General features: G+C 70.6%; 25 protein-coding genes. 9 read left to right on the top strand and 16 right to left on the bottom strand.

Annotated elements, in window-relative coordinates:
* Positions 1-5: 5 nt before the first annotated feature.
* The 4 genes from ACYQ8L_RS10720 to ACYQ8L_RS10705 all read right to left on the bottom strand — a co-directional run bounded on the left by ACYQ8L_RS10720 (position 6) and on the right by ACYQ8L_RS10705 (position 4,761).
* On the bottom strand, positions 6-1,112 hold the full coding sequence (locus tag ACYQ8L_RS10720) for a pentapeptide repeat-containing protein (RefSeq protein ID WP_459941789.1): 1,107 nt from the start codon (positions 1,110-1,112) through the stop codon (positions 6-8).
* Between the two features lie 152 nt (positions 1,113-1,264).
* Positions 1,265-2,173: an MBL fold metallo-hydrolase gene (locus ACYQ8L_RS10715; RefSeq protein WP_459941788.1), complete on the bottom strand. Its 909-nt coding sequence runs from the start codon at positions 2,171-2,173 to the stop codon at positions 1,265-1,267.
* A 138-nt stretch (positions 2,174-2,311) separates the two neighbouring features.
* Positions 2,312-3,946, bottom strand: coding sequence for a hydroxylamine reductase (gene hcp / locus ACYQ8L_RS10710; RefSeq protein ID WP_459941787.1), 1,635 nt, complete (start codon positions 3,944-3,946; stop codon positions 2,312-2,314).
* A gap of 239 nt (positions 3,947-4,185) precedes the next feature.
* Positions 4,186-4,761 carry an HD domain-containing protein gene (locus tag ACYQ8L_RS10705; protein ID WP_459941786.1) on the bottom strand — a complete coding sequence of 192 codons (576 nt, stop codon included), beginning with the start codon at positions 4,759-4,761 and terminating at the stop codon, positions 4,186-4,188.
* Between the two features lie 173 nt (positions 4,762-4,934).
* Between ACYQ8L_RS10705 and ACYQ8L_RS10700 the strand changes: the two genes are divergently transcribed.
* The 4 genes from ACYQ8L_RS10700 (at position 4,935) to ACYQ8L_RS10685 (ending at position 8,335) form a co-directional block, all read left to right on the top strand.
* Positions 4,935-6,695: a GAF domain-containing protein gene (locus tag ACYQ8L_RS10700; protein ID WP_459941785.1), complete on the top strand. Its 1,761-nt coding sequence runs from the start codon at positions 4,935-4,937 to the stop codon at positions 6,693-6,695.
* Entirely contained in the window at positions 6,695-7,573 is an 879-nt protein-coding gene (hslO, locus tag ACYQ8L_RS10695; protein ID WP_459941784.1) for an Hsp33 family molecular chaperone HslO, read from the top strand. The genes ACYQ8L_RS10700 and hslO overlap by 1 nt, the downstream gene beginning before the upstream one ends.
* A gap of 115 nt (positions 7,574-7,688) precedes the next feature.
* The gene (locus tag ACYQ8L_RS10690) at positions 7,689-7,934 is read left to right on the top strand and encodes a FitA-like ribbon-helix-helix domain-containing protein (RefSeq protein ID WP_459941783.1); all 246 of its coding nucleotides are present in this window, start codon (positions 7,689-7,691) and stop codon (positions 7,932-7,934) included.
* The gene (locus ACYQ8L_RS10685) at positions 7,931-8,335 is read left to right on the top strand and encodes a type II toxin-antitoxin system VapC family toxin (protein WP_459941782.1); all 405 of its coding nucleotides are present in this window, start codon (positions 7,931-7,933) and stop codon (positions 8,333-8,335) included. Before ACYQ8L_RS10690 ends, ACYQ8L_RS10685 begins: the two co-directional genes overlap by 4 nt.
* Before the next feature lie 184 nt (positions 8,336-8,519).
* Here the strand turns inward: ACYQ8L_RS10685 and ACYQ8L_RS10680 are convergent, their stop codons facing one another.
* From ACYQ8L_RS10680 to ACYQ8L_RS10655, 6 genes are all read right to left on the bottom strand, one after another.
* Positions 8,520-9,389, bottom strand: a complete 870-nt coding sequence (locus tag ACYQ8L_RS10680) for a VWA domain-containing protein (protein ID WP_459941781.1) — start codon at positions 9,387-9,389, stop codon at positions 8,520-8,522.
* A gap of 44 nt (positions 9,390-9,433) precedes the next feature.
* Complete coding sequence (locus tag ACYQ8L_RS10675) at positions 9,434-10,519, bottom strand: magnesium chelatase ATPase subunit I (RefSeq protein WP_459941780.1); 1,086 nt, start codon at positions 10,517-10,519, stop codon at positions 9,434-9,436.
* A gap of 387 nt (positions 10,520-10,906) precedes the next feature.
* Positions 10,907-11,293 (bottom strand): DUF302 domain-containing protein, encoded by a 387-nt coding sequence (locus ACYQ8L_RS10670; RefSeq protein WP_459941779.1) that lies wholly within the window; start codon positions 11,291-11,293, stop codon positions 10,907-10,909.
* 39 nt (positions 11,294-11,332) lie between these two features.
* On the bottom strand, positions 11,333-12,571 hold the full coding sequence (locus ACYQ8L_RS10665; protein ID WP_459941778.1) for a transporter substrate-binding domain-containing protein: 1,239 nt from the start codon (positions 12,569-12,571) through the stop codon (positions 11,333-11,335).
* Between the two features lie 29 nt (positions 12,572-12,600).
* On the bottom strand, positions 12,601-13,797 hold the full coding sequence (locus tag ACYQ8L_RS10660) for a hypothetical protein (protein WP_459941777.1): 1,197 nt from the start codon (positions 13,795-13,797) through the stop codon (positions 12,601-12,603).
* 29 nt (positions 13,798-13,826) lie between these two features.
* Positions 13,827-15,155, bottom strand: a complete 1,329-nt coding sequence (locus ACYQ8L_RS10655) for a multicopper oxidase family protein (RefSeq protein ID WP_459941776.1) — start codon at positions 15,153-15,155, stop codon at positions 13,827-13,829.
* Between the two features lie 265 nt (positions 15,156-15,420).
* Between ACYQ8L_RS10655 and ACYQ8L_RS10650 the strand changes: the two genes are divergently transcribed.
* The 3 genes from ACYQ8L_RS10650 (at position 15,421) to ACYQ8L_RS10640 (ending at position 17,864) form a co-directional block, all read left to right on the top strand.
* Positions 15,421-16,383 carry a transporter gene (locus ACYQ8L_RS10650; protein WP_459941775.1) on the top strand — a complete coding sequence of 321 codons (963 nt, stop codon included), beginning with the start codon at positions 15,421-15,423 and terminating at the stop codon, positions 16,381-16,383.
* A gap of 142 nt (positions 16,384-16,525) precedes the next feature.
* Positions 16,526-16,990, top strand: a complete 465-nt coding sequence (locus ACYQ8L_RS10645) for a hypothetical protein (RefSeq protein ID WP_459941774.1) — start codon at positions 16,526-16,528, stop codon at positions 16,988-16,990.
* 22 nt (positions 16,991-17,012) lie between these two features.
* Entirely contained in the window at positions 17,013-17,864 is an 852-nt protein-coding gene (locus ACYQ8L_RS10640) for a transporter (protein WP_459941773.1), read from the top strand.
* Positions 17,865-17,881: 17 nt separating this feature from the next.
* Here the strand turns inward: ACYQ8L_RS10640 and ACYQ8L_RS10635 are convergent, their stop codons facing one another.
* The 6 genes from ACYQ8L_RS10635 to ACYQ8L_RS10610 all read right to left on the bottom strand — a co-directional run bounded on the left by ACYQ8L_RS10635 (position 17,882) and on the right by ACYQ8L_RS10610 (position 23,882).
* A complete protein-coding gene (locus ACYQ8L_RS10635; protein ID WP_459941772.1) occupies positions 17,882-20,488 on the bottom strand; it encodes a heavy metal translocating P-type ATPase in 2,607 nt (868 codons plus the stop codon).
* A 51-nt stretch (positions 20,489-20,539) separates the two neighbouring features.
* Entirely contained in the window at positions 20,540-21,004 is a 465-nt protein-coding gene (locus ACYQ8L_RS10630; protein ID WP_459941771.1) for a hypothetical protein, read from the bottom strand.
* The gene (locus ACYQ8L_RS10625; protein WP_459941770.1) at positions 21,001-21,576 is read right to left on the bottom strand and encodes a hypothetical protein; all 576 of its coding nucleotides are present in this window, start codon (positions 21,574-21,576) and stop codon (positions 21,001-21,003) included. The genes ACYQ8L_RS10630 and ACYQ8L_RS10625 overlap by 4 nt, the downstream gene beginning before the upstream one ends.
* 494 nt (positions 21,577-22,070) lie before the next feature.
* Complete coding sequence (locus ACYQ8L_RS10620; RefSeq protein ID WP_459941769.1) at positions 22,071-22,409, bottom strand: hypothetical protein; 339 nt, start codon at positions 22,407-22,409, stop codon at positions 22,071-22,073.
* Positions 22,396-23,040, bottom strand: coding sequence for a hypothetical protein (locus ACYQ8L_RS10615; protein ID WP_459941768.1), 645 nt, complete (start codon positions 23,038-23,040; stop codon positions 22,396-22,398). The genes ACYQ8L_RS10620 and ACYQ8L_RS10615 overlap by 14 nt, the downstream gene beginning before the upstream one ends.
* Positions 23,037-23,882 carry a GerMN domain-containing protein gene (locus ACYQ8L_RS10610; RefSeq protein ID WP_459941767.1) on the bottom strand — a complete coding sequence of 282 codons (846 nt, stop codon included), beginning with the start codon at positions 23,880-23,882 and terminating at the stop codon, positions 23,037-23,039. Before ACYQ8L_RS10610 ends, ACYQ8L_RS10615 begins: the two co-directional genes overlap by 4 nt.
* A gap of 114 nt (positions 23,883-23,996) precedes the next feature.
* Here ACYQ8L_RS10610 and ACYQ8L_RS10605 point away from each other — a divergent pair, with 114 nt between their 5' ends.
* The gene (locus tag ACYQ8L_RS10605; protein WP_459941766.1) at positions 23,997-24,629 is read left to right on the top strand and encodes a hypothetical protein; all 633 of its coding nucleotides are present in this window, start codon (positions 23,997-23,999) and stop codon (positions 24,627-24,629) included.
* 190 nt (positions 24,630-24,819) lie between these two features.
* Positions 24,820-25,212 (top strand): hypothetical protein, encoded by a 393-nt coding sequence (locus tag ACYQ8L_RS10600; protein WP_459941765.1) that lies wholly within the window; start codon positions 24,820-24,822, stop codon positions 25,210-25,212.
* The last annotated feature ends 447 nt before the right edge of the window (positions 25,213-25,659 follow it).

Below are 25,659 nucleotides of genomic sequence, written 5' to 3'. Positions count from 1 at the left end.
CCTCCTCAATCGGCTCTGCGGGCCATCTTGTTGGCCAGGATGCTGAGGAGCCCCCCCAGTCCGAGATACCCGAGGATCACCTCGATCACGGCGAGCACCTGGGCGGCGGCCGTGGCGGGTACCACGTCGCCGTAGCCCAGGGTCGTGAGGGTGACGATGCTGTAGTAGAACGGGGTGAAGACGGTGGGGTGGTCGCCGGGGTCGATGCCGACCAGGAGGTAGAGGCATCCGAACACCAGGGCGAGCCCGAGGTTCCACAGGCCCCACCGCCACAGGCTCCGGCCGCAGTCGGAGGTGAGCCACCACAGCCGGTACAGGAACTCGTGCCAGCGGCTCTGCCGGCGAAACTCGTAGAGGTAGTTTTCGTCGAGCACGTGGCGCCGGAAAAGGTACGCGCCGGTGAAGTCCACGTCGCGCACGTCCACCCCGATCCAGGTGGCGGAGCGGAACCCCTTGAGTCCGCGCATGCGGGCGTTCCGAAGGTCGGCGCCGGTGAACGTGGCCCCGGAGACGTCGGCGAGCGCAAAGTCCGCCCCCCGCAGGTCGGCACCGGAGAAGTCGGCCCCCAGGAGTTCGGCCTCGCGGAACCGGGCGCCGGACGCCTTGGCCGCCCGGAAGTCGGCGTTGTGGAGTCCGGCTCGGGTGAAGGTGGCGAGTTCGAGGTCGGCTCCGAAGAAGATCGCCTCCTCCGCGTCGGTTTCGCCGAAACCGGCCCGCCGGGCCCGGCAGCCGTTCAGGTGGGCCCCGCGGAGATCTGCGCCCAGGAGTTCGGCGCCCTCGAGGTTCGCCTTGCTGAGGTCGGCCCCGACGAACGACGCCCCGTTCAAGGTGGCCCCGCTGAGGTTCGCCCCGGAGAGATCGGCGTGGGAGAAGTCGTGCCCGGCGAGATCGAGTCCCGAGAGGTCCTCCCCTGCCAAGCGGATGCCCCGGAGATCCCGTTCCTCTCCGCTCTCGGTCCAGATCGAGCGCTGGGAGCTCCGAAGCCGCTTCAACACTCGGTCACGGGCCGATGTGCCGGTCTCATCCGCCAGGAGCCACCGGGCCGTCAGGGGGCCCAGTTGCTCGGGCGGGAGCGACCAGGGGTGTTGCGCCGCGTCGGGGGCGGTACGCATAGGGGCTGCTGCTCCGGGTCGACGGGGGTGCTCGGGAGGTGGCGTCGTCCGGCACCCTCATCGGCCAACCTCGAAGGGTTCTTGAGAAGGAAGGATCGGCGGGGGAAACGGGGGGCGCGGGACTTCACCCGGCGGCCCGATCCGTCGGGCCTTCAGCCGGCGCGCTCCACCCAGCCCCGGAGGCCCTTGAGGGTGTTGCCGAAGAAGTAGCGCTCCCGTTCCCGGACGTCTTCCGGCAGCGTCGCAAAGGGGGCGAACCGGGGATCGGTGCGAAGGAGGTCCCGGAACACGGCCTCCTCGAAGGCCGGCCCCTCGAGGTGCCGGTGGGCCCGGACCGCCTCGACCCAGCGGTCGAGCTGGTCACCGGCGGCGGCCAGGACCCCGTCCGGGTCCGGGACGGCCCCGTAGTGGCCGAGGCACGCGAGCTCTCCGCCCAGGTCGCGGGCCCGGGCCAGGGTCTCCCGGTACACGTCGTGCCGAAACGGCGGCGGGGTGGCGGGGCGCCAGCAGTCCTCGCCCGGTCCGGGGGCGCGGACCCCGGCGAGTTCCCCCACGAAGAGCCAGGGGCCCACGCGGAACGCCAGGTGGTGGGGGGCGTGGCCCGGGGTTTCGAGGCATTGGATCCGAAACCCGGCGGCCTCGAGCTCGTCGGGCGAGGCCAGGTTTCCCGGGGGCACGGGGGCGATGGGCCCGTAGGCCTCGGCCAACCGGCCCAGGACCTTTCGGGAGCCGTCCCACAGGGCCGCGGGGTCGGCCAGGTGGGGCGCGCCCTTCCGATGGCACACGACCACCGCGTCCGGATGCTCGCGGACCAACAGCCCGGCCCCGCCGGCGTGGTCGATGTGGATGTGGGTCAGGGCGACGGCGTCGAGCCGCTCCACCCCCAGGGCCCCCAGCGCCTCCCGGAGCGCCGGGATGGCGGCCGCCGGCCCGGGATCCACCACGACGGCCCGGCTCCCCCGCCGGAGCACCCAGGCGCTCAGGAACTGCCGGAACCCTTCCAGACCGGGAAGATCCAGGTCCACCAGGAACAGGTCTCGCTCCACCTCGTGCACGGCCACGGGGCTCTCCTTTCGCGTTCGTTTCGGCACCGAACCCCCCCGGTTCTATCGCGGTCGTGGCGGGTAGCACAACGAAAAACCGCCCCGCCGGACGCGGGGTCCGGCGGGGCGGCGGGGTTTGCGGGATGCCCGCGCGGCTCAGGCGGCCTGGAGGATCGCCTGGAGATCCTCGTCCGGGGTGGAGATCGGCTTGATGTCGAAGTTGTCCACGAGCACCTGGAGCACGTTGGGGGTGATGAACGCGGGCAGGCTGGGCCCGAGCCGGATCCCCTTGATCCCGAGGTGCAGGAGCGTGAGCAGGATCGCCACGGCCTTCTGCTCGTACCAGGAGAGCACCAGAGACAGGGGCAGATCGTTCACCCCGCAGTTGAAGGCGTTGGCGAGCGCCACGGCGATCTGCACGGCCGAGTAGGCGTCGTTGCACTGGCCCACGTCCAGGAGCCGCGGGATGCCGCCGATGTCACCGAGTTTCTTGTCGAAGAACCGGAACTTCCCGCAGGCCAGCGTGAGCACCACGGTGTCGGCCGGGGTCTTCTCCACGAACTCGGTGTAGTAGTTCCGGCCGGGCTTCGCGCCGTCGCAGCCGCCCACCAGGAAGAAGTGCTTGATCGCGCCGGCCTTCACGGCCTCGATCACCTTGTCGGCCACGCCGAGCACCGCGTTGCGGGCGAACCCCACCATGACCGAGCCCTTGTCGGCGTCCTCGGCGAACCCGGGGAGTTCCAGGGCCTTCTGGATCACCGGTCCGAACTCGCCGTTCGGGACGTGGATCACGCCGGGCCAGCCCACCAGCCCGGTGGTGAAGATGTTCCCCTTGTAGTTGTCCTGGGGTTCCTGCAAACAGTTCGTGGTCATCAGGATCGCGCCGGGGAACGCCGCGAACTCCCTCTTCTGGTTCTGCCAGGCTGTGCCGTAGTGGCCGTAGAAGTGGGGGTACTTCTTGAGCTCGGGGTAGCCGTGGGCCGGAAGCATCTCGCCGTGGGTGTACACGTAGATGCCCTTGTCCTTGGTCTGCTCCAGGAGGTCGGCCAGGTCCTTGAGGTCGTGGCCCGACACCAGGATGGCCTTGCCCTTCTTGTGGCCCAGGGGCACCTCGGTGGGCACGGGGTGGCCGAACCGGCCCGTGTTCCCGGCGTCCAGGAGCTCCATGGCCCGCAGGTTCGCCTCGCCGGTCTTAAGCGCAAGGCCCACCCAGTCCTGGAGCCCGAGGCTCTTGTCGGTGATCTTCGAGAGCGCCTCGTGGATGAAGGCGTAGACGGCGTCATCCTCCTGGCCGAGGATCGCGGCGTGGTCGGCGTAGGCCGCCACCCCCCGGATGCCGTAGAGCGTGATCTCCTGAAGGCTCTTCACGTCCTCGTCGCGGTCGGCGTCGATGGGGAGCCCGACCTCTTCGCCCTGCTTGACCATGCCGGCCTCGTCCGCCGCCGGCTGGAAGCTTGCGGCGGGGTCGGCGAACGTGGTGATACCGCCTGCGGCGGCGACCTTCTGCTTCAGGGCCTCGCGCCGCTCCACGGCCTCGCGGATCCAGGTCACGAACCGGGCCGGATCGAAGTCCACGTTGGTCAGCGTGGAGAAAATGGCCTGGGCGGTGAACCGGTTTACCTCGGGGTCCACGACCCCAACCTTCCGGCCCGCGGCCGCCACGGCCGAGAGGCCCCGGACGGCGTAGGTGAGAAGGTCCTGGAGCGCGGCGACCTCGGGGGATTTCCCGCAGACGCCCCACTTGGTGCAGGCTTTACCCTGGGCGGTTTGTTCACACTGGTTGCAGAACATGGCGTACCTCCTCGAAACGATGGGGTGGGAAACGGCTCTTCCTCGGAACGGCGCCGATCATACGGGGTCGGGCGCCCCGTTCCCTTGAGCCAGGTCAAAGATGCCAGGGTTTTCGAGGAGGGCAAGGAAAGGCTGGGAGGCAAGGCGGCGGGCCCGGAGCCGACCGAGGGGACCAGGGAACGCGCGGCCGGGATGTCCCACCGTCCTAACGTCCGAACGTCCCAGCGTCCCGACGGTCTCTACGTCTTGCCCCCCGTGACCCACCAGTCGGAGTCCTTATCGAACCACCAGGCCGAGGAGTCGCGGGCCAGGATCCGCTGGGCCAGGTCGCGGGCCACGTCGGTCTTGAGCCTCTTGAGGCTGAAGGGGATCCACTCCTCCGCATTCCGGTTTCCTACGTCCAGGTGTTCCTTGAGTTGGAGGAGCATCTCCAGGTGATCCGCATCTTTTGCGAGGACCGCCTCCGGGGTGCTCTGGGCCCGGAACTCCCGAAGGAGTTCGGCCACCTCGCTTCCGAAGGGAAGCCCCCGGGTCAGGTCTTCGGTGGCCCGGTCTTCGTCGGCGCGCACGTACTTCTGGTTCATGTAGTTGAGGTCGCCGGTGCGCGCCTCGGTGAGGTCGTGCAGCAGGGCCATCCGCACTACCCGGTCCACATCGATTCCCGGGGAGAGCTGGGCGAGCACGTAGGCGATCAGGGTCGTCCGGTAGGCATGCTCGGCCACGCTCTCCGTGCCCGAGCCCAGGAACTGCCAACCCGTCCGAGGGGTGCGTTTGAGCATGCCCGCCTCGAACAGGAAATCGGCGATTCGGTCCATGGGGTCCGCTCCTTGTCGTCCGAGCCGTGGGGGACCAAGTGTACGAAACCCGGGGCGGCTCTACCACCCCTGCGGCTTTTCGCGCCGGAAAGGGCGGAAAACCGGGGACTCCTTGACCGATTGCCGCGGTTCCCGTATACAACCCACGAACCCGACACGCCGGGGCCCGAGCCATGCCAGACCGCACCTGCACCCTCCCCGAGATCCTCCGCCGCCTCGACCACCCGGACCTGCCCTGGGCCCTGGAGTGCGTGTTCACCACCTTCAACCGGTTGATGGCCATCGACCCCAACCAGTCGTGGCGGAAGATCCTCTACGACGCGGCCCGGGTGATCGTGGAGTTCCTGGGCGCCCGGGGGGCCTCGATCCGGCTCTACGATCCGCGGCTCAACCAGATGGTCTCGTTCGGCTCGTTCCACATGGCCGAGGCCGAGCGGGAGGTGGCGATCCCCTTCGAGGAGTCCGTGGCCGGGCGGGTGGTGGCCACCCAGAGGGCCCACACCGTGCCCGACATCGAAAGCGATCCGGCTTACCGGAACAAGGCGGTGTTGAAACACGGCCTGCGGTCGCTCCTCGCGGTGCCCCTTTCGATTCCCCGGTTCGACCCCCGGGCCCCCGACGTACAGGGGGCGATCCAGATCTATTACGCCGAGGCGAACCGGAAATTCACGGCCACCGAGATCGAGGTGGCCCAGCTCATGGCCCAGCGGGTGAGCTACGTGGTGGCCCGCAAGCAGATCCTCGACCTTCGGCGCATGAACGAGAAGAAGGAGTGGATCGTCGAGCGGATCTTCGCGAAGCTCTCCCAGGACCGGGGCATTAAGCTCAAGGATCTCTTTCAGCCGGCGGTGGAGGAGCTCCAGGACATCATCCGGATCCAGAGCTGCAGCCTGTTCGCGGTGAACGAGGACGAGACGGAGGCGGTCCTGGAGGCCGGGTGGCCGGTGGAGGGCGGGTACCACACCATCGGGAAGACCTTCCGGCTCGCGGAGCACCCGTACCTGAACGCGGTGGTGCGCCAGGGGCTCCCCACGGGCGATTTCGAGGCCGAACGGGTGCACCCCTCGTACCTTCTCATTAAGGACCCCCAAAAGAGCTTCCTCGTCACGGCAGACCTCCGACAGTTCTGCCGGACCCACGGGATCCACTCGATCCTGTACGTGCCCCTGCGGCTGGCCGACCGGGTCCGCTACATCCTGGTGTTCGACGCCGTGGACCGCCGACGGTTCTTCACCGACGAGGAGATCGAGATCCTCACCTTCTTCGGCAAACAGCTCACCCAGGTGCTGGAGATCGAGCGGCTCGACGACATCCTCCACGACTTCAAGAACCCGGCCATCGCCGTGGCCGGGTTCGCCCGCCGGGTGCGGCGGATGCTGGAGGCGGGCGATGACCGCAGGGACGAGATGCTCCGGTACCTCGACGTGGTGATCCGCGAGGGCACCCGGCTCCAGGAAATGGCCCTGAGCCTGTACCCCGTGAGCCGGCCCGAGGCCCTGGATCTCTCGGAGGTGGTCCGTGACCGGGTGGCCGTGAACACCGAAGCGATCCGGGAACAGCGCCGGGCGGGGGTGGAGACCGACGCCGGCAGCCTCGAGCCCGAGCTCTGGGTGCGCGTGCGGCGGTTGGCGCTGGAGCGGGTGCTCGACAACCTCCTGAACAACGCCACCAAGGCCATGCCGGCCACGGGCGGCACCCTCACCGTGCGAACCTTTGGAAACGGCGACCGGGTCCACGTGGAGATCTCGAACCCCGGCCGGCTGGACCCGGACCAGCTCGAGGCCCTCCGGGCGGCCGACGTGAAGGGGCGGGGACTGGGGATTGTGTACCGCCTGGTAAGGTCCATGGGTGGCACGGTGGATGTGGAGGTGGACCCGGAGAGGGATCTCACCACGTTCCGGGTGACGCTGCCCCGGCACAAGGAGGGCCCCTGATGGCCGACCGGCTAGTGTCGGTGTTCCCCGAGAGGGGCGGGTTTCTCGTGCGGGCGGCTGAGACGACCGAGCTGGTGGAGGAAGCGCGCCGCCGCCACCGGCTTTCGCCGACGGCCACGGCGGCCCTGGGCCGGGCGCTCACGGGCGCGACGCTTTTGGGGAGCCTGCTCAAGGGCGATGCGTCGGTGCTGCTCCAGTGGCGGGGCGACGGGCCCCTGGGAGCCGTGGTGGCCGAGGGCCGGCCGGATCTTTCGGTGAGGGGGTACGTCCAGAACCCGCAGGCCGATCTCCCCTCCCGGGACGGAAAGCTGGACGTCGGGGGCGGGGTGGGGAAGGGGGACCTCGTGGTGGTGCGGGACCTGGGGCTCAAGGAGCCCTACGTGTCCACGGCGCCGATCCAGACCGGCGAGATCGCCGAGGACCTGGCCTACTACCTTCTGACCAGCGAACAGATCCCCTCGGCCGTGGCCCTGGGGGTGTTCGTGGCGCCCGACTACCGGGTGGGGGCGGCCGGCGGCATCCTGGTGGAGGCCCTGCCCGACGCGACCGACGAGGACCTGGACCGCCTGGTGGAGAACTTCGGCCGGCTGGGCGGGGTCACGGATCTCCTGCGGGACGGGGGGCTCGACGCGGTGCTGGAACGGGCGTTGGAGGGCATCCCCTACGAGGTGCGGAACCTGGGCACGCCGGCGTTCCGGTGCCGGTGCAGCCCCGAGCGGCTCGACGCCACCCTGGCCGCGCTGGGGCCCGGCGAGGCCCAAAAACTCCTGGAGGAAGAGGGGGAGATCCGGGTGTCCTGCACCTTCTGCGCCACGGAATGGATCCGCCGGGCCCTGGACGGCCCCTGGGAACGGGCGGACGGCCGGGCGGAGGGATAGCCATCGGTTCACCCCGTTGGGCGCGGATCGGGGGCGGTGAGCCGAGGCCGGGGGGCTTGCGCAAAACCATCTAGGCACCATAATGGTGTCAAATTGGTGCGCTACGGAGGGTGTCATGCCAACGACCCTCACACTCAAAAACGTGCCCGACCGGCTGTACGAGCGGCTCAAAGCCTCTGCCCGGGCCCACCACCGGAGCATCAACGGCGAGGCCATCGCCTGTCTGGAGCGTGTCCTTCTTTCGAACGCGGTGGATCCGGAAGAGCGGGTTGCGAGGGCCCGGCGGTTGCGTGCCGGATTGCGCGCCGAGGGGTTCGATCCGGAGGAGATCGCCGCCGCGATCGACGAGGGCCGTCCGTGATCGTGGTCGACACCAACGCTCTCGCCTACCTCTACCTCCCGACCCGCGAGACCCCTTTGGCCGAGCGGTTGCTGCGGCAAGACCCCGAGTGGGCGGCCCCGTTGCTCTGGAGAAGTGAGTTCCGAAGCGTCCTTTCCCTCTATCTGCGGAAGAACGAGATCGATTTCGCCCGCGCCTACGCCCTCCAGAGGGAGGCCGAGGATCTGATGGCGGGCCGTGAGTACGTGGTGGACTCGTACGAGGTGCTCCGCCTCGTGCGGGAAAGTCCGTGTTCGGCCTACGACTGCGAGTTCGTGGCCCTGGCCGCGGAGCTGGGGTGCCCGCTGGTCACGGCCGACCGGGCCGTCCTACGGGCGTTTCCGGAGTTGGCGGTTTCGCTCGGGAAGGCGGTAGGGGCGTAGGGCGGATTGCGAAGGCGCGGGGGAGCCACAGATGAACACAGAGGAACACAGATCTTGGGCTCCGGGATCCCCGGGTTTGGGGCCGCGGGGAGAGAACGACGCGGCCCCGGTCCACCCCAGGGGTGAAAAATCCGTGTAGATCTGTGTGCATCTGTGACCAAAAGGTCTTTCGCCTCCCAGCTTCCTAACTTCCTAGCTTCCTAGCTTTCCCGCTTCCCAGCGTCATAAAGTCGATCACCTTCCCCAGTTCCAGGTCGCGGATGCCCAGGCACCGGGCGCCCATGGCCTCGGCCAGCACCCGGGCGTAGGCGTAGGAGTGGATCCACGTGAGGTCGGTGTCCACCACGAGGCTCCGGATGCCGGCCCGCCGGATGCGCCGGGCCTGCTCCAGGGCCTCGTCGAAGGGTTCCCGGCCGGCCATGCTGATGTTCGCCTTGCCGTCGGTCAGAAGCACGAGAAGCGGGATTCGGCCCGGGTGCTTGGTGAGCTCCCGGTGAAACGCCTCGAGGCTCTTGGCGAGCGCGAGCGCAAGGGGCGATTTGCCCCCCGTGGGGAGGTCCTTGAGCCGCTGCTGGGCCTGGGCCACGCTCGAGGTGAAGGGGAGCACGAGCCGGGCCTCGGTGCCCCGGAACGCCAGCAGGCCCACCCGGTCGCGCTTCTGGTACGCGTCGGTGAGCAGCGTGAGCACGATGCCCTTGGCCTTGGCCATCACCTCCTCGACCCCCATGGATCCCGAGGCGTCCACGGCGAACAGCAGGCTCACGCCCGAGCGCCGGGTGCGCACCTTCTCCCGGAGGTCCGGGGGCAGCACGGCGATGCCCGTGGGCGGCGCGAGTCCCAGGGCCCGGCGCCGGGGTTGCTCGGGGGCGGCGGCCCGCAGGGTCGCGTCCACGGCGAGGGCTCGGGGTTTGTGTTGGGGGATGCGGGCCCGGATGTAGCGGCCGGCGTCGGGAGCCAGGCGGTTTCGGACCCTGCGGCCCCGGGCCAGGTGCTTTCGGACCTCCCGGTTCACCACGGTGCCCCGCACGAGAAACCGGCCGGTCGCGGCGTACACCCGCTCCGCCAGCACGAGCCGGTCGCCGGCCTTCTTCTCGGGGCTCAGGTGGGCTCTTTTTTTTTATGGGGCGGGTTGTGCTTGGGGGGCTTCTGGGCCTCGCGGGTGCGCTGGATCGAGGAGACCACCTCCTCCTCCGAGAGGATCCGCTCCTCGAAGGGGGTCTTCTTGAGCCGGTGGGCGTACACGAGGCCCGCGGCCTCGGCGATGTCGTCGTCGGTGACCCGGGTGCGGCCCCGGTAGGCCGCGAGCGCCCGGCAGGCCTTGAGCAGCGCGAGATCCGCCCGGTGGCCGTCGACCCCCAGGTCCACGCTCAGGGTGGCGATCACCTCGAGGTCCTCGTCGGTCACCTCCACCCGGGGCAGAAGGTCCTTGGCCCGCACCAGGGCCTCCCGGACCCGGGCGTCGGCCTCGGCCCAGGCCCGCCGGAACCCTTCGGGGTCGGCCTCGTAGGCCCGGCGGCGGCGGATCACCTCGACCCGGTCCTTCGGGTCCCGGATGCCCACCACGTCCACGCACAGGCCAAACCGGTCGAGGAGTTGGGGCCGGAGTTCCCCCTCCTCGGGGTTCATGGTGCCCACCAGCACGAACCGGGCCGGGTGCCGCACCGACACGCCCTCGCGCTCCACGTGGTTCACCCCCATGGCGGCCGCGTCGAGGAGCACGTCCACGATGTGGTCGTCCAGGAGGTTCACCTCGTCCACGTAGAGGATGCCCCGGTTCACCCGGGCGAGCACCCCGGGCTCGAAGGCCTTCTCGCCGGTCTTGAGGGCCCGCTCGATGTCGATCGAGCCCACCACCCGGTCCTCCGTGGCGCCCACGGGCAGATCCAGCACGGCCATGGGCCTTCGGGCCTCCGGCAGCGCCTCGCCGGCCACCCGGCGCTCCCGGCACCGCGCGCACATCTCCTCGGGCCGGGTGGGGTGGCAGGAAAAGGGGCAGTCGGCCACCACCGGGATCTCGGGCAGGAGTTGGGCCAAGGCCCGCACGGCCGTGGACTTGGCCGTACCCTTCTCCCCCCGGATCAGGACCCCGTCGATCGTGGGGTCGATCACGTTGAGGACCAGGGCGAGCTTCATCCGGTCCTGGCCCACCAGGGCCGAGAACGGGAACACGTGGCTGTGGGGCATGGGCCTCCTCCCTCGGGAATGCGAAGGGGAGGTATGCTAGCACGACGGCGGGGCCGATGTGAGGGGCTCTCCACCTCGTTCCCGGGAAGCCCCCATCGGCCCCGGGGGGGCTTGCGGTGCAGGAACCAGGGATCAGAGGACGGAGGGCAGGGGGAAAGGCGCGTGGCCGTACCAGAGGTCAGAGTGCAGAAGACGGTGGACAGGGGAACCCGTTGCCCGGAGTAGGAACGCTCGCGTTTTCGTTCTCGGACTTCCCCGGCGTTTCAGAAGTCTGACCCCTGGTACCCGAATCGCAGCCCCCCAGCCGCTCCCGGCAATATTTTCCTGAAGGAATTAGCGAGCCGTTCAGCCTTCCAACCTCCCAGCCTTCCAGCCTCCTAGCGGAACTCACCCCGCCGCCTCCTCGATCATCGCCAGGATCTCCCCCTCCACCTCCCGGGCCACCCCGGCCACGGCCCCGGCCTTCGGGAAGACCTCCAGGAGTTTCGTGGGGAGCAAGGTGCCGATCCTCGTCTTTCCCCCCTCCTCGTACACCGTGATCCGGCAGGGCAGGGCCAGGCTCACCTCCATGTCGGCTCCGAGCACCTCGGCCGCCCGGTGGGGGTTGCAGACCTCGAGGATCCGGCACTCCCGGGGGAACTCCACCCCCTTCTCCCGCATTTTCGCCCGCAGGTCGTAGGTGTGGAGCACCCCGAACCCGTGGCGCTTCACGGCCTCCGTGAGGTCGGCGACAGCGGTTCCCACGCTCTTGTCGGTCTCGACGATGTGGATCATGGCTGGCCTCCTTCCCGTTGGGCGCCGCACGTCGGGGGGTCAGCGGAACCGGTTTCGCCGGTAGTAGAAGAAGTACCGGGCCCGGTCGCCTTGGATGGAGATCCGGGTTCGCTCCCGCAAGGTGTCCAGTTCCCGGGCGCGCCGCAATTTTTCCAGAGCCTCCCGCTCCTTTTCCGCCTGAAGCCCCGAGGCGGCGGCTTCGGATTCGGCCTCCACCGCCTTCAGGGCGATTCGGCCCCGGAGCAGCACGTCGAGGGCCATCTCCCGGGTCATATTCATGGCCACCAGGTAGCCGGGGCGCACGTAGTCGTAGATCGCCGGGTCCACGTCCAGGTAGAACTCGTCGCCCAACACGCGGGTCACCTGGCCGCGGCCCACGTACCGACCGTCGAGGGCGTAGAGGTCCACCGCCGCGTCGGGGTAGAGCACGCCGCGCAACACGAGGCCGAGATAGCGTGGCCGGGTCGCGGCCTTGCGCACGATGGCCCCGTAGGCCGGCGGGGCCACCTCCTCCTGGGGGGCGAACCAGGAAGCCCGGATCTCTGCGAGCCGGCCGGACTTCTCCAACCGCCCCAGGGCCCGGTCCAGTTCCGCCACGAGGGAGGCGTCCCCCTTGCGGGCGGCGAGGTGGTACTCCTCCTCGAAGATCACCAGGTCCGGGATCTCGAACCCCCGGCCCCGCACCGCGGCCAGCAGATCGACCAGAATCGCCTCGTCGGCGATAAAGGCGTCGATCTCGCCGGCGAGGAGGGCCTCGATCCCCTGGAGGTAGTCGTCGACCGGGATGATGCGGCTGACCTGGCACCGCTCCCGCGCGCAACTCTCCGAGAACGTGCCGACCACCGCACCGATTCTTTTGCCCGCCAGGTCCTCGTGGGTGCGGATAGTCCCCGCCCGCGCGAGGAGCTTCTGGCCGGACACGAGGTAGTGCTCCGTGAAGGCCACAAGGGCGCCCCTGGGTTCGGTATGCGTAAGCCCCGTCACCACGTCCACCTCCCCGTCGATCAGGGCGGCGAGCCGGTCGGTGCCGCTCACGGGGCGCAGGCGCGCCCGCACCCCGAGTTCCCGGGCCAGGGCCCTCGCCACGTCCACGTCGTACCCGGCAAGTTGCCCGGTGTCCGGTTCCCGAAACGCCAGGGGCGGGTCGTCCTCGGGTACCCCTACCACCAACACCCCGGTTCGCTTCACGCGGTCCAGGGTGGTCTGGGCGGCGGAGGGCAGGGCCGCCGCGAGAAGGAGCAGCAGGATGGCGGCAAGACGTACGGATCTCGTGTTCATGGACGGCCTCCTCCGGGCCGGGGCGGCGTTCAGCGCACGTACCCGTGTTCGAGGTTCAGGATGGACTGGCGCTCCCCGATGTAGTCGTTGAAGGTGGTCTCGAAGTCGAAGCTGAGCCCGACCTGGACCGTGTGTTCCCGGTCGAACCCCACGGCATCGGCAAGATCTCCGGTGCGTTGGGTGTACTGGTATTGCACCAGGAGGCCCACGCCGTCGCCGAGGCGGTACTGGAGGGTGGGCACCGCGCTCCACTCCGCCGCGTCCTCGTCCCGGTAGTCCTTGTAGGCCGCGGTGAGCCCGGCCTTCCACCGCAGGAGCTGGAAGGTGGCGTGGCGGTAGTTCACGGCCGCCACCACGGAGAGGGCCTCGGCCGCGGCCCGGCCCCGCTCCGTCGTGAGGTCCGGGTCCCCGGCGCCCGTGTCGTAGATCACCTGGGCCATGGCCTCCCAGTGGTCCAGGGGGTCCATGGTGAGGTTCACCACGCCGCCGGCGAGGAACGCGTGCTTCCAGGTGTCGCCGTCCCGGTCCACGCGCTGGGCGTCCCACCCGAACCCGAGCTGCCGCAGCCGGCCGGCGAACCGCAGGGCCTCCGGCCGGGTGAACTGAACCTGCAACCCCCCCGAGTTCAAGTCGAACTCCTCCTTCACCTCTCCCGCCTCATCGGTCTCGATGCGCTGGGCGAGGTACCCCGTGGCCTGGAGGAAGCGCTCGGGCCAGAACAGATCCAGGGCCAGGTGGTTCCCGAACTGGTGGTACTCCTCGGTGTTGGAGGCGGAAAACCCGTTCTGGATCTCGGTGAACCCGAGGAGGTCGTCGTCGCGCAGGGTGGGGAACTCGACGAGGAAGTTCCGGAGCTTTGTGCGGCCCAGCTCCACCTGGTAGGTTCGGTCCCACAGGAACGCGTACACCTGGTGGAAGAACACCGTGTCCTGGAAGTCGGCGTCGGGGTCGGGGAACTCGAGCCCCACCACGGCCCCGCCCACGCTCTTGTCGAAGAGCCGGCGGTCGGCCCGCAGAAGCAGGCTCGTGTCGGCCACGTTGACGTCGTACCGGTCGTCGTCGCCGCGGCCGGAGCCCTCGGCCCAGGTGGCGTCCAGGGTCGAGATCAGGCGCCCGCCCAGGGTGAGCCGGGGCATCACGGTGGCGCCGAGGTCTTTGGCGTCCACGCCGGGGGCCGCCGCGACCAGGAGCGCGGCGGTGGTGGTCAGCATCGTCCGGAATCGCATCGTCCGCTTCTCCTCGTTCGGAACCGCGCTCACTCGTCCAGGGCCACCCGGGGGGTGTAGGGCCCCTCGAACCCCTCGTAGGTGAGCACCGTGAGGGCGCCCCCGGGGTACACCCCGTTGTTGGTCGCCCGCCGGGTGTCGTGGTCGTGGAAGGTCCAGTACCCGGGGTTGTCGCCGTGGATCACGATGTCCACGGTTTTCCCCGGGGAGACGCGCACGGTGTTCTCCCGCACCGGCTCGGCCAGGTCGTTTCCGTCCACGGCCACGGTGTAGAACTGGTGGCCGTGCAGGTGCATGTAGTGTTCCACCATGCCGGCGTTGATGAGGCGCACCCGGATCCACTCCCCCTCCCGGATCAGCAGGGGGGCGGTGGCGGGGTAGCTCTTCCCGTTGATGGCGAAGAAGTTGAAGTTGAGGTGGGGCCCCTCGCCGGCCATGCGCTGGAGGGTGTAGGGCGGGATGTACCCCTCCTCGATCGCCCGGAGATACTGCGAGTAGCCCCGGAACGTGGCCAGGGTGCGCTCGTCGAGTTTCCCCAGCGCCATGAGGCGCATGCGTTCCTTCATGCGCTGGAGCATGCGGTTGAGTTCCTCCCGCATGAAGTTGAGGTCGAAGCTCTCCAGGATGAGCACGTAGTCCCGGGTGTACGGGAACCTCTGGCGCACCGGGTCGTCGGGCCGCTCGATCAGAAACGCGCCGTGCATGCCCGACTGCATGTGGAGCACCGTGCCCCAGTGGCAGTGGTAGAACCGGGTGCCCCCCGGCCTGGCCTGGAACCGGTACACGAAGGTCTGGCCCGGCCGTACGGGGTCCTGGGTGACCCAGGGCACCCCGTCCATAGTGTAGGGCACGTCGATGCCGTGCCAGTGGATGGTGTGCATGAGTTCGGTGCGGTTCTTGAACCGGACCTCGACCCAGTCGCCCTCGTTCACCCGGAACGTGGGGCCGGGCACCATGCCGTTGAACGCCAGCATATGGGCCTCGACCCCCGGAAGGATCTCGTGGCGGACGATCCGGATGTCGAGGTGGAACACCTTGTACTCCACCTCCGAGGGCGAGGGGGCGCCCGGCGGCTCCACCACGGCGGGCACCCCGGGCATGGGGGCCTCGACCACGCCGCCCATGGCGTGGCCGTGCATCCCGCCCATGGCCCCTTGGGCCGGCGGGGGGGCGCCCGGGGGCGGTTCGCCCGGCCGCAGGAGGGCCGGGGCGTGGAGGGGCACCTCGTCGGGCCCCAACCCGGCCAGGGCCGGCCGGGGCAACCACTCGGCGGCCCGGCCCGTGGCGGCTGCGGCGGTGCCGGCGGCCACGGCGAGCCCGGTCCGGAGGAACGCGCGGCGATCGATCGGTTTAGGCATGCCAGACGACTCCTGGGGAAATGGTGTGAAGGTGGGGGAAACCTACCACGGCCAGTGCCCCCGGTCAATCGGAGGGGAGCAAGCCGCGTGCCGGCCCGGGGCGCCGGCCGCCAGCGGGCCGGGAACGGGTTGTCGGGGACACTCCTACGGCTGTGGCGACTATTCCCCACCGGGACCACGAAACGTCGGCGCCTCCCGCCGGCGGGTACCCGATTCCCCGGCACGGGGTATGCTAGGATAACGTCCGAACATACGGAGGGCGATGATGAAGCGCAGCGCAAAGGGGGTTCTCGTCGGAGTGCTGCTGTGGGGCGCCACCGTGCCGGCCTGGGCGACCCATCCCGTGCTGGGCGGGGGCTCGGGAAAGGGCGCGGGCCCGCTGGTGACGCCGGCGGCGGGCAATCTGGGCCCCGGACGGGGGGCCCTGGATCTGCAGGTGGACCATCTCGTCTTTGACACCTTCGGGGAGGGCCGGCTTCGCCGGTTCGCCGAACGGGACCGGGAGGTGCACGACCTGGAAAGCGTCACCACCTACACCCTTTCGGCCAGCTACGGCCTGGGCCGGTTCGTCACGGTGCACCTGGGCGTTCCCTACGTGGTGCGGCTCGGGATCGAGGAGTCGGAACCGCCCGACGAGGTCCACCGCCACGGCGACGCCCGGGGCGTGGGGGACGCGGCCGGGCACCTGCACGTGCGGCTTTTCGGTTCGGAGCCGTGGGGCCTCGAGGCGACCGGGATCCTCGCCCTCAAGGCGCCCACGGGCCAGACCCGGGTGCGGGACCGGGAGGGGGAGCGGTTCGAGGCCGAGTTCCAGCCGGGCACCGGGTCGTGGGATGTCACGGCCGGCGCCGCCGTGAGCCAGGCCTACGGCCCGTTTTCGCTCCACGGTTCGGTGAGGTACACCTGGGTGACCGAGGGAACCCAGAGCACCGACCTGGGCGACCGGCTGAACTACGATCTCGCGTTCGTGGTGCGGGTGCCGCCCCCTTTGCGGGTGGATCTGGCCCTCGAGGCCAACGGGCTTTGGCAGGCCAAGGAGAGGGTTTCGGGCGAGGAGGATCCGGACAGCGGGGGCGGGGTGCTCCTCGTCTCGCCCGGCGTGCGCTTTCGGCTCCACCCGCGGTTCAACGCGTACGTAGCGGCCGGGTTCCCCGTGTGGCAAGACCTCAACGGCGACCAGAACAAGGTCCGCTTCCGGGTGCTCGCCGGCGCCGGCGGCGCGTTCTGAAAGTAGGGGCCGTGCGGAGAGAACAGGGGTACGGGGCCGCTTCTACAGGTTCGGATGGGGGGCGACGCGGGAATCAGGAAAGATTTTCGCGTCCCGGCGTCCCACCGTCCCAGCGGGAGTTTCACAAAAAATGGAGGGCCGGATGCAAACGGGATTCGTCCGTCGGTTCGTATGGTTTGGGGTGCTCTTGGTCGTGGGGGGCTGCGCCGGCGCGGCGTTCGCGCCCCTCACCCGGATCGACACCAAGGTCCAGGGGTTCACCAAACACTACGCCGAGAGCTTTTTCGAGATCGGGGAACACCGCGTGTTCAGCGTGGAACTCGAAACCACCCCCGAACGGCTCCGGGTGGGCCGCAACCGGTTCGAGTTGATCGTCCACCACGCCGAGATGGGCGACGTGGAGGGGGCGACGGTGCGGGCCGTGGCCCGGGGGCCGTCGGGCCAGGAGGTGCGGCCGAAGATCTGGGAGGTGGAATACGGGGCGTACGAGGTGACCGGCCTCGAGTTGGACGAGCCGGGCCGGTGGACGTTCACCGTCGAGGTGGAGCGGGGCGGGCTCGCCGACCGGGTGCGGTTCGAACTCCCGGTGTCGGCGGGCGCGCGATGACGCGGGGGAAAGGAGGCCTGCCGTGAACGGAAAGCGATCCGCGGTCGTGGTCGTGGCGGCGCTTCTCGTGGGGGGAGCGGCCGGCCCGTCCCGGGCCGCCGGGAACCTGAGCCTCGGGATCGGGCTGGACGTGCAGACCGGGGACTACGGAACCGGCGAGACCACCGACGCCTGGTCCGTCACGGTTCAGGCGCGCTACCGGCCCGCGCCCCGGTGGAGCCTGGAGGTTTCGGTGCCGTACCTCTACCAGTCGGCCAGCACCACCACGACGACGGCCGGCGGCATGCGCTTCGACGTGGAGTCGGATCGGCGGTCCCCGGCCACGGGCGGGAGCGCCGTGATGGACTCCCGGCGCCACGGGGCCGGGAACGTCGACACGGTGACCGAGGCGCAGGAGGGCCTGGGCGACGTGGCCGTGGGGGTGTCGTATTCCCTGATCGAGGAGTCGGACGCCGTTCCCGAGATCCGGGTGTCGGCCGATGTCAAGGTGCCGACGGCGGACGAGCGAAAGAACCTCGGCACCGGGGAATGGGACCTCGAGGTGGGGGCGGAGGCGGCCAAGATCCTGGGCGACTGGGATCTCTTCGGGTCGGCCCGCTACGTGTTCCAGGGCGAGTCCGAGGCGTTCGGGCTCCGGGACTTCGGCGCGATCGAGGCCGGCCTGGGCCGGTTCGTCACCGACGTGGCCGAGGTCTGGACCTCGGTCTTCTGGGCCTCGGCGCCCTCGGAGTACGCGGGCCCCTCGGCCGAGGTCCGGCTCGGTCTCGACGTCGGCTTTCCCTCCGGGTTCGGCCTGGGCGGCTACGTCTCCAAGGGCGTGACCGACGGTGCGCCGGACTACGGCGCGGGCGTGACCGCCTCGGTCACGTTTTGATCGCCTCCGTCGGGGAACTACAGCCGCAGGCTTCGTAGCCGGAGCGCGTTGCCCACCACGGACACCGAGCTGAAGCTCATGGCCGCGGCGGCGATCATGGGGCTCAGCAGGATCCCGAACGCCGGGTACAGCACGCCGGCTGCGATGGGCACCCCGAGGCTGTTGTAGGCGAAGGCCCAGAAGAGGTTCTGCTTGATGTTCCGCATGGTGGCCCGGCTCAACCTCCGGGCCCGCACGATGCCCCGCAGGTCGCCCTTCACCAGGGTCACCCCGGCGCTCTCCATGGCCACGTCGGTGCCGGTGCCCATGGCGATGCCGATCTGGGCCTGGGCCAGGGCCGGGGCGTCGTTGATGCCGTCGCCGGCCATGGCCACGAACCGGCCCTCGTCCTGGAATTTCTTGACGACGTTCGCCTTGTCCTCGGGCAGCACTTCGGCCACCACCTCGTCGATGTCGAGCTTTCGGGCCACGGCCTCCGCCGTGGTGCGGCTGTCGCCGGTGAGCATGACGATCCGGATCCCCTCGGCGTGGAGTTCCCGAATCGCCTCGGGGGTCGTCTCCTTCACCGGGTCGGTGACCCCGAGAAGCCCCGCCGCTTTCCCATCCACGGCCACGAACATCACGGTCTGCCCCTCGGCCCGCAGGGCCTCGGCGCGGCCGGCGAGCGGGCCCGGGTCGATGCCCAGGTCGTCCAGGAGGTTCTTGGTGCCGAGCACCACCTCGGCCCCGTCCGCGCGGCCCCGTACGCCTTTGCCGGTGATCGACTCAAACCCTTCCACGGCCGCCGGCTCGACGCCCCGGTCCGCCGCGCCGGCCACGATGGCGGCGGCCAGGGGGTGTTCGCTGGCCCGCTCCAGGCTGGCCGCCAGGCGCAGAAGCCTCGCCTCGTCCATCCCCTCCGCCGGTTCCACGGTCACGAGCCGGGGTTTGCCCTCGGTCAGGGTGCCGGTCTTGTCCACCACCAGGGTGTCCACCTTGCGCATGTGCTCAATGGCCTCGGCGTTCTTGAAGAGCACGCCCACCGTGGCCCCCTTGCCCGTGGCCACCATGATCGACATGGGGGTCGCGAGCCCCAGGGCGCAGGGGCAGGCGATGATGAGCACGGCCACGGCGTTGATGAGGGCGTGGGCCAGGCGGGGTTCCGGGCCGAACCCGGCCCAGACGACGAAGGTGATCCCCGCGATCAGCACGACCGCGGGCACGAAGTAGCCTGCCACCTGGTCGGCCAGCTTCTGGATCGGGGCCCGGCTGCGTTGGGCCTCGGCCACCATGCGCACGATCTGGGCGAGCAGGGTCTCCGCTCCCACCCGTTTGGCCTCCATCACGAACGAGCCGGTGGCGTTCACCGTGGCCCCGGTGACGGGGTCGCCCGGGCCCTTCTCCACCGGGATCGGCTCCCCCGTGATCATGGACTCGTCCACGTTCGACCGCCCCTCCACCACCACCCCGTCCACCGGCACCTTCTCGCCGGGCCGCACGCGGAGCCGGTCGCCGGGCTTGACCCGGTCCAGGGGGACGTCCGTTTCGGTGCCGTCGGGAAGCACCAGCCGGGCCGTTTTGGGGGCGAGCCCCAGGAGGGCCTTGATCGCCGCGCCGGTCTGGCTGCGCGCCTTGAGTTCCAGCACCTGTCCCAGGAGAACCAGGGTCACGATGACGGCGGCGGCCTCGAAATACACGGCCACCTGGCCGGCCTCGTCCCGGAACGACGCGGGGAAGAGGTCGGGGAAGAGGGCGGCGACGACGCTGTAGGCGTAGGCCACGCCGGTGCCGAGCCCGATCAGGGTGAACATGTTGAGGCTTCGGTTCACCACCGACTGCCAGCCGCGCACGAAGAACGGCCAGCCGCCCCACAGGATCACCGGCGTCGCGAGGAGGAGTTCGATCCAGGTCAGGGTTCGGCCGGCGGCGAGTCCTTCGAGCGGCCGGCCAGGCAGCGCGTCGGCCATGGCGATCAGGAACACCGGCACGGTGAGCACCAAGCTCACCCAGAACCGGCGGCGCATGTCGCGCAGTTCGGGGTTCTCCTCCTCCCCGGCGTCGGGCACCCGGGGCTCGAGGGCCATGCCGCAGATGGGGCACGACCCGGGTTCGCTCTGGACCACCTCGGGGTGCATGGGACACACGTACTCTGTGGGGCCCGTTCCGGGGGCGGCGGGGAGCACCGGTTCCAGGGCCATGCCGCATTTGGGGCACGGGCCGGGGTTGTCCGCCACCACCTCGGGGTGCATGGGGCAGGTGTACCCGCCCCCCGGGGTGCCGGCCGGGTGGGGTTCCGGCGCCCTCGGCCGCGCGCCCAGATAGGCCTCGGGGTCGGCCCGGAACGTTTCCAGGCAATGGGCGCTGCAAAACGCATAGGTCGCGCCCCCGTGGGTGTGCCGGTGTTCGGCCGTCTCCGGATCCACGGCCATCCCGCACACCGGGTCCGTGAGGGCGGCCGGCCCGGATTCGCCGGCGTCGCGGGCGCCGCCCGAATACGCCGCGGGATCCGCCCGGAACCTCTCGAGGCAGTGGGCGCTACAGAAGACGTAGGTCGTGCCGCCGTGGGTATGGCGGTGTTCGGCCTTCGCCGGGTCGACCTCCATGCCGCAGACCGGATCGACGACGGGGTCTGTCCCCTGGCTCATGACGGTTCTCCTTTCGTGTGGGGTACCTGCACACAAGGCCCGGCCTGGAACCTACCGCGGGGTTCCGGACCCGGCAAGGGGCCCGCCCCGGCGTTCCCGCAGGGCCCGGAGTTCCGGCTCGACCACGGCGTCCATGCAGTGGGGGCAGATGCCGTGGGACAGGGTCAGGTCGTAGGACTGGAGCAGGGCCTGCTCCAGCGGAAGCCAGATCTCCCGACCGTCCGGCCCGGCGACCGGCATGGCCTTGCAGTACATGCAGGTGCGGGCGAAGGCACCACCCGGGGCCTTCCCGGCATCGGCGTGAGGCGGCGCCAGGACGTGCAGGGCCCAGGCCAGCGCCACGCCCGCACCCACGAAGGCGAGGGCCATGGGGATCATCCCCGGATGGAAGCTGCCCAGGTCGGGCACGGCCCGGGGCGGCGAAACCGCCGCCATGGCCAGAGGATGCAGGACGAAGAAGCCGGCGCCCGCGCCGAGAACGGTGGGGGCCGAGAGGACGCGCCGTATCGGGTTCATGGGATTCTCCTTCCGTGTTGCAGGGTAACGGGGACACCGACATCCTCGGCCCCGGCCGAGGGTGCCGGAGCCGCTCCGGCGTCGAGCCCCAGCTCCGCGCGGGCCCGGGCGACGGCGGCCCGCCACGCGGCGGGCGGTGCGGAACCCCGGGCGCCCAGTCGCTCGAGTTCGAGTTCCACGGCCCGGAGCGCGGCCTGGGCGCCCTCCCGGCGGGCCCGGTCGGCCTCCTGGGCCGCATCCCGGACGGCGGGGCCCCGCCGCGCCAGGAGTTCGTCGAACACCGCCGCGAGCCCGGCCACCAGGAACACCGTGGCGAGCACCGCGTAGCCGAGGTGGGTTCGCACGATCTCCGCCGTCCCGACCGCGCCGGGTTGGGAAAGCGCCCGTTCCAGCAGGTCGAGCTGGCCGAGGACCTCGAAGGCGACAAACAGGCCGATGACCGGCACCACGACCAGCGCGGCCACGGCCGCGGGTGCCGCCGGGAACGGGGTCCGGTCGGCCCGGGGGCCCGTGGGGGGGGCATCGTTTCCATGGGGATGACCCGTCGGAAGGGGGCTTGCGGTTCGGTTCATGGGGCGACTCCTCGCCGGCGGTGGCGTGGACGACGTTCGGGGTGTCGCCCGAAGGAGGGAAGCACGAACCGTGCCGCGGGGAGCGGCGCGCCCGCCCCGCACCCGGCCGGTGGGGCCCTGGGGTTCGGGGGCGCGTTCCCGGGGCGGACCGGTTCGGGGCTTGGTGTAGAGGATTGGCCGAGGGGTGTGGAAAATCCTTCGCGAAACTGCCCCCGCAGCCCCGCACGGGCGAAGGGAAGCGGGCCAGGGCGCGCCGCTGCGGGGGCACTGGGCCGTGGCACGGGGGATGCAGGGCTCAGGAAACGCCGGACGGTGGGCGGCGGAGCGGGGGCGCCGCCGCCGCCGCCCGAGCCCATCACGAAAGGGGGTGATCCATGGCCAGACTCCGCTGACACCCCACATGGCCGGTCCTGGGCACGACCGAAAACTGCCCCCTTTTTTCCGGGGGATGGCGCTACCCCCGGAACGGCGGGCCGTCCGGTCGGCCGGCGGGATCAGGGGATCAGGGGTAGGGAAGGAAGGGCCAACAGGAGCAGCACGACCGCCAGCCCTCCCCAGGCGATCCACAGGGCTCGGCGCCGGGACGGCCCGGGCGGGAGCTTGCGGGGGGAGCCGTGCACGGCCGTGAGCGCCCACCAGGGGCCGGCCAGGGCGGCCAGCACGAGGCCGAACCGCAGGGGGTGGCTCCAGTCCTGCAGGCGGGCGGCCCACGAGAGGGGGAGGCGGGCTCCCCAGAAGGGCAGGAGGCCCACGAGGTCGTAGCCGAGGGCGAAGACCACCCCGACGGCGACCCAGGCGGCCACCCGGGCCGCCGACCACTTACCACGCTTCATAGTAAAACCCGAACCGGTCGTCGCCCCAACGCGCGAACTTCCCCCGGAGTTCGAGGGGGAGTCGCGTGCCGGGGTAGTACCGGACCACGAACCGCTCGTCGCCGAACGTGAGAAACTTGCCGATCACGGCGGTGATCCTCCCTTGCTCGTCGTACCCGAACGTGAACCCGGGGGTCCCGTCCCGGCCGAACTTCCCCTCCACCCGGACGAGGCGGCCGTCCCCGTCCCGCACGAAACGGAACACCTCGTCGCCGTAATGGTAGAACCGGCCCCGAACCTCACGGATGCTGCGGGCGGCGTCGAGGTGTACCTCGAATCCGGGGCCGCCCCCGTCCCCGAACTTTCCGGTGACGTGCCAGCCCCACGGTGCGGGCGAGAACCGAAACCGGTCGTCGCCCAGCCGGATGAACTTGCCCTCCACGGCCGTCGGGTCGCCCGCCGCATTGAACCGGATCACGTGGACCCGGTCCCCGTACTCACCGAACTTCCCCTCGATCCACACGGCGCGGATTTCCGCCCCGGCCCGGATTCGGGCCACGGCCCGGGGGGTGCCGGCCCTCACGGCCTCGGGCACGCGATCCGGAACCGGTCCGGCCAGGGCGGCCAGCACCGCAAGCACCGTGGGGATCATCGGGTTTCCGGGTGGACGTACCAGCGCAGGGGCAGGGTCTTCGCCCCCCGCGCCTCCCGGCCCTTGCGGTCCCGGACCGCCCAGGTGACCCGCAGTTCCATGCCCTCGCGGATCCGGGTCGGGTCGGCGGGACGCAGCACGGCGGCCATGTCGAACATGGAGGTGTAGAGTTGGCCGGGGATGGGGGTGCCGGCGGGCGACTCGACCCGCACCTCGATCACCTCCACGGGCCGGTCGAAGAGGACGTCGATCTCCTCGGGGGTCTCCCCCTCGTGCACGGCCGTGAGCACGTCGAGCAGCCGGGGCGCGGCCGGCGGTTCGACGGCGGCCGGGTCGGGCCGCACCGTGGGGCCGGGAGGCTCGGCACCCGCCTGAAGTTGCACGGCCGAGATTCCCTCGAACTGGGTCAGGGTGTGGGCCAGCGCCTGGGCGGCCAGCGGGTGGGTCGTGCCCGGGAGCCCCTGGGTCACCCGCACCCGGGCGATCCCGTCCGTGACCTCCACCCCGGCCAGCGTCGTCCCCTCGGGAAACAGGCGGGGAAGGGGCAGGAGGCGCACCTGCTCCGGGTGGCCCCCCACCAGCACCCGGGCCGCCTCCTCCACGATCCGGTCCGGGTTCACGGAGAACAGCGGCACCGGCGCGAGCCGGTCGGGGGAACCCGAGGCCCCCAGCCCGGGCAGGTACACCACGGCCGCCCGGCAGGCCACCCCCTCGGACGCCGGCGGGGCGCCGAAGGCGGCCTCGTAGGCGGGGGTGGCCGAAACGGGGATCTTTTCGGCGCCGGCCGGCGGCGCGAGGCCGACGGTGGCGGCGAGGGCGAGGGCGATTGCGAGGCGTTTCATGGGGGCCTCTCCTCGTCTACGGGTTGCAGGGTGTTCAATGGAGGCTATGGTTTCTGCGAGTGTACGGCGCCGGACTCCCAAAGCAAGCGGCGTGCCCCGTGCGGGAGGTGACGGATGCGTGGAAGGGTTGCGGGAACATGGGTCGTATTGGCCCTCGCGCTCAACGCGGCGGCGGGCCCCGGGGGGTTCCCGGTGCGGGCGGGGGTGGGGCTCGTGCCCAAGGAGTTCCGTATCCGGCCCGTGGAGGGCCTCGACGCGGTGCGGGGCTACGCGGAGGAGTACATCGCCGCCCTGGGCCTCGAAGGGGTGCGGGTCCACAGGGTGGCGCGCAGCGGGGACCGGTATTTCGCCTACGTGCGGGAGGCGGACACGGGGCGGGGGGCCTTCGCGCTGGAGATTTCCGCCGACGGCCGACTGGGGCCGAAGCGGTTTCCGGGGATGGACCCCGAGATGATGTGGAACCAGAAATACGGGCACCGGGCCCGGCGCGACCCCGACCTCGTGCGGGAGCGGCTTGGGCCGGAGGAGGCTCTCTCGCGCGCGCGGCAGGCCGTGCCCCCGGACGAGGGGCTTCGGCCGGGAGGATGGGAGTGGTACTACGGGTACGTGCTGGCGTTTTTGTTCGACGAGGCCGGCCGCTGGGCCGGGGAGGCCGCCGTCAACACGGTGAACGGGGAGGTGGTGTGGGCCCGGTTCCCCGGGGGGCCGCCCGAGGCCCGGCCCCCGGTCGCGCCCCCTGAACCATAGTCCCCAGCCTGCTGAAGACTATTCTCCATTTCCGTTCGGTCCCTCCCCTCGCCTCGGCCGCCGAAGTCCCCCTCGAGTTCACAACCCTTCCGTGCGCCCCGGGATTCGCCGGGCGCTCCTTCACGGCACGCCCCCTGCACCCCTTGCCGGGGATCAGGGATGTTGTCTTCGTCGAGGGGAGGTGTGACGGGTGCGAGTGGCCTGGGTGGGGGAAGAACAGGGGTGGCGGCCGGTGCTGGAAGCGGCCGGGCTCGAGGTGGTCCCCGGAGAACCCGGGAGCATCGGGCAGGCCGACGTGGTCGTGTGCTGGGGGCCCTGGCCGGCCGGGCTGCCCTGGCCGTCCGTGCCGGTGGTGTGGTGCCCCGCCGGGGCGTGTGGCACACCGGGGGATCCGGCCGCGCGGGCCGATGTGATCCTGGCCGAGCCCGTGCGGGCCGTGGACCTCCTGCGGGGGGTGGAGGAGGCGGTGGGCCTTCGCCTGGCACGGCTCCTGTGGCGGGGTGGGGCATTCGCACCCGGCCCGACCCAGTCCCCCACGCGCATCTCTCTTCCGTGGACGAAGAAACTGTTTGGCCCCGGGTAAACCCCCGGGCGGCGCGTGCGTCTCAAGGGGCAGGCAACGGCATTTTTCCCTTTCCCCAACCGGGGCGAGGCCCCGAAGGAGCGCGCGAACCATGAAACGACTGTGGATCTGGGGGGTGGCCGTGGCGGCAACGCTGGTGTTGCTGACCGGTTGTTTTCCGTTCCATCACTGGACCCATCTGGCGCCGGGCCACTGCCTGGTGCCGTAACCGAAGCGGTCGGACGAAAACGACCCGAGCCGGCGGGGGCGGGCCCCCCCCCACCCACAACCGACAAGAATAACAACCGAAAACAAAAACCCCTGTACATGTTTGGTAACCCGCCGTACCGGCGGGCGTGGGCCGGGTGGGGCGCCGCGGCCGCCCAACCCCAAGTAACCCGCGGCTTGCGGTCAAACGGGGGGCGGGCGAACAACAACCCCACCCTCAACGAACGCCGCAACGATTAG

Source organism: Deferrisoma palaeochoriense, assembly GCF_054656955.1.
Note: the sequence above shows the minus strand (reverse complement) of the source record. Positions and strands in the feature narration are given on the sequence as shown.

Bases quoted from the DNA above. Each gene is read 5' to 3' on its own strand.
- hslO (WP_459941784.1), top strand. From the start codon at position 6,695: ATGGCCGACCGGCTAGTGTCGGTGTTCCCCGAGAGGGGCGGGTTTCTC.
- ACYQ8L_RS10615 (WP_459941768.1), bottom strand. From the start codon at position 23,040: ATGATCCCCACGGTGCTTGCGGTGCTGGCCGCCCTGGCCGGACCGGTT.
- ACYQ8L_RS10665 (WP_459941778.1), bottom strand. From the start codon at position 12,571: ATGAACACGAGATCCGTACGTCTTGCCGCCATCCTGCTGCTCCTTCTC.
- ACYQ8L_RS10605 (WP_459941766.1), top strand. From the start codon at position 23,997: ATGCGTGGAAGGGTTGCGGGAACATGGGTCGTATTGGCCCTCGCGCTC.
- ACYQ8L_RS10610 (WP_459941767.1), bottom strand. From the start codon at position 23,882: ATGAAACGCCTCGCAATCGCCCTCGCCCTCGCCGCCACCGTCGGCCTC.
- ACYQ8L_RS10700 (WP_459941785.1), top strand. From the start codon at position 4,935: ATGCCAGACCGCACCTGCACCCTCCCCGAGATCCTCCGCCGCCTCGAC.
- ACYQ8L_RS10650 (WP_459941775.1), top strand. From the start codon at position 15,421: ATGAAGCGCAGCGCAAAGGGGGTTCTCGTCGGAGTGCTGCTGTGGGGC.
- ACYQ8L_RS10645 (WP_459941774.1), top strand. From the start codon at position 16,526: ATGCAAACGGGATTCGTCCGTCGGTTCGTATGGTTTGGGGTGCTCTTG.
- ACYQ8L_RS10620 (WP_459941769.1), bottom strand. From the start codon at position 22,409: ATGAAGCGTGGTAAGTGGTCGGCGGCCCGGGTGGCCGCCTGGGTCGCC.
- ACYQ8L_RS10625 (WP_459941770.1), bottom strand. From the start codon at position 21,576: ATGAACCGAACCGCAAGCCCCCTTCCGACGGGTCATCCCCATGGAAAC.
- hcp (WP_459941787.1), bottom strand. From the start codon at position 3,946: ATGTTCTGCAACCAGTGTGAACAAACCGCCCAGGGTAAAGCCTGCACC.
- ACYQ8L_RS10675 (WP_459941780.1), bottom strand. From the start codon at position 10,519: ATGCCCCACAGCCACGTGTTCCCGTTCTCGGCCCTGGTGGGCCAGGAC.
- ACYQ8L_RS10690 (WP_459941783.1), top strand. From the start codon at position 7,689: ATGCCAACGACCCTCACACTCAAAAACGTGCCCGACCGGCTGTACGAG.
- ACYQ8L_RS10660 (WP_459941777.1), bottom strand. From the start codon at position 13,797: ATGCGATTCCGGACGATGCTGACCACCACCGCCGCGCTCCTGGTCGCG.
- ACYQ8L_RS10635 (WP_459941772.1), bottom strand. From the start codon at position 20,488: ATGAGCCAGGGGACAGACCCCGTCGTCGATCCGGTCTGCGGCATGGAG.
- ACYQ8L_RS10655 (WP_459941776.1), bottom strand. From the start codon at position 15,155: ATGCCTAAACCGATCGATCGCCGCGCGTTCCTCCGGACCGGGCTCGCC.
- ACYQ8L_RS10705 (WP_459941786.1), bottom strand. From the start codon at position 4,761: ATGGACCGAATCGCCGATTTCCTGTTCGAGGCGGGCATGCTCAAACGC.
- ACYQ8L_RS10670 (WP_459941779.1), bottom strand. From the start codon at position 11,293: ATGATCCACATCGTCGAGACCGACAAGAGCGTGGGAACCGCTGTCGCC.
- ACYQ8L_RS10630 (WP_459941771.1), bottom strand. From the start codon at position 21,004: ATGAACCCGATACGGCGCGTCCTCTCGGCCCCCACCGTTCTCGGCGCG.
- ACYQ8L_RS10720 (WP_459941789.1), bottom strand. From the start codon at position 1,112: ATGCGTACCGCCCCCGACGCGGCGCAACACCCCTGGTCGCTCCCGCCC.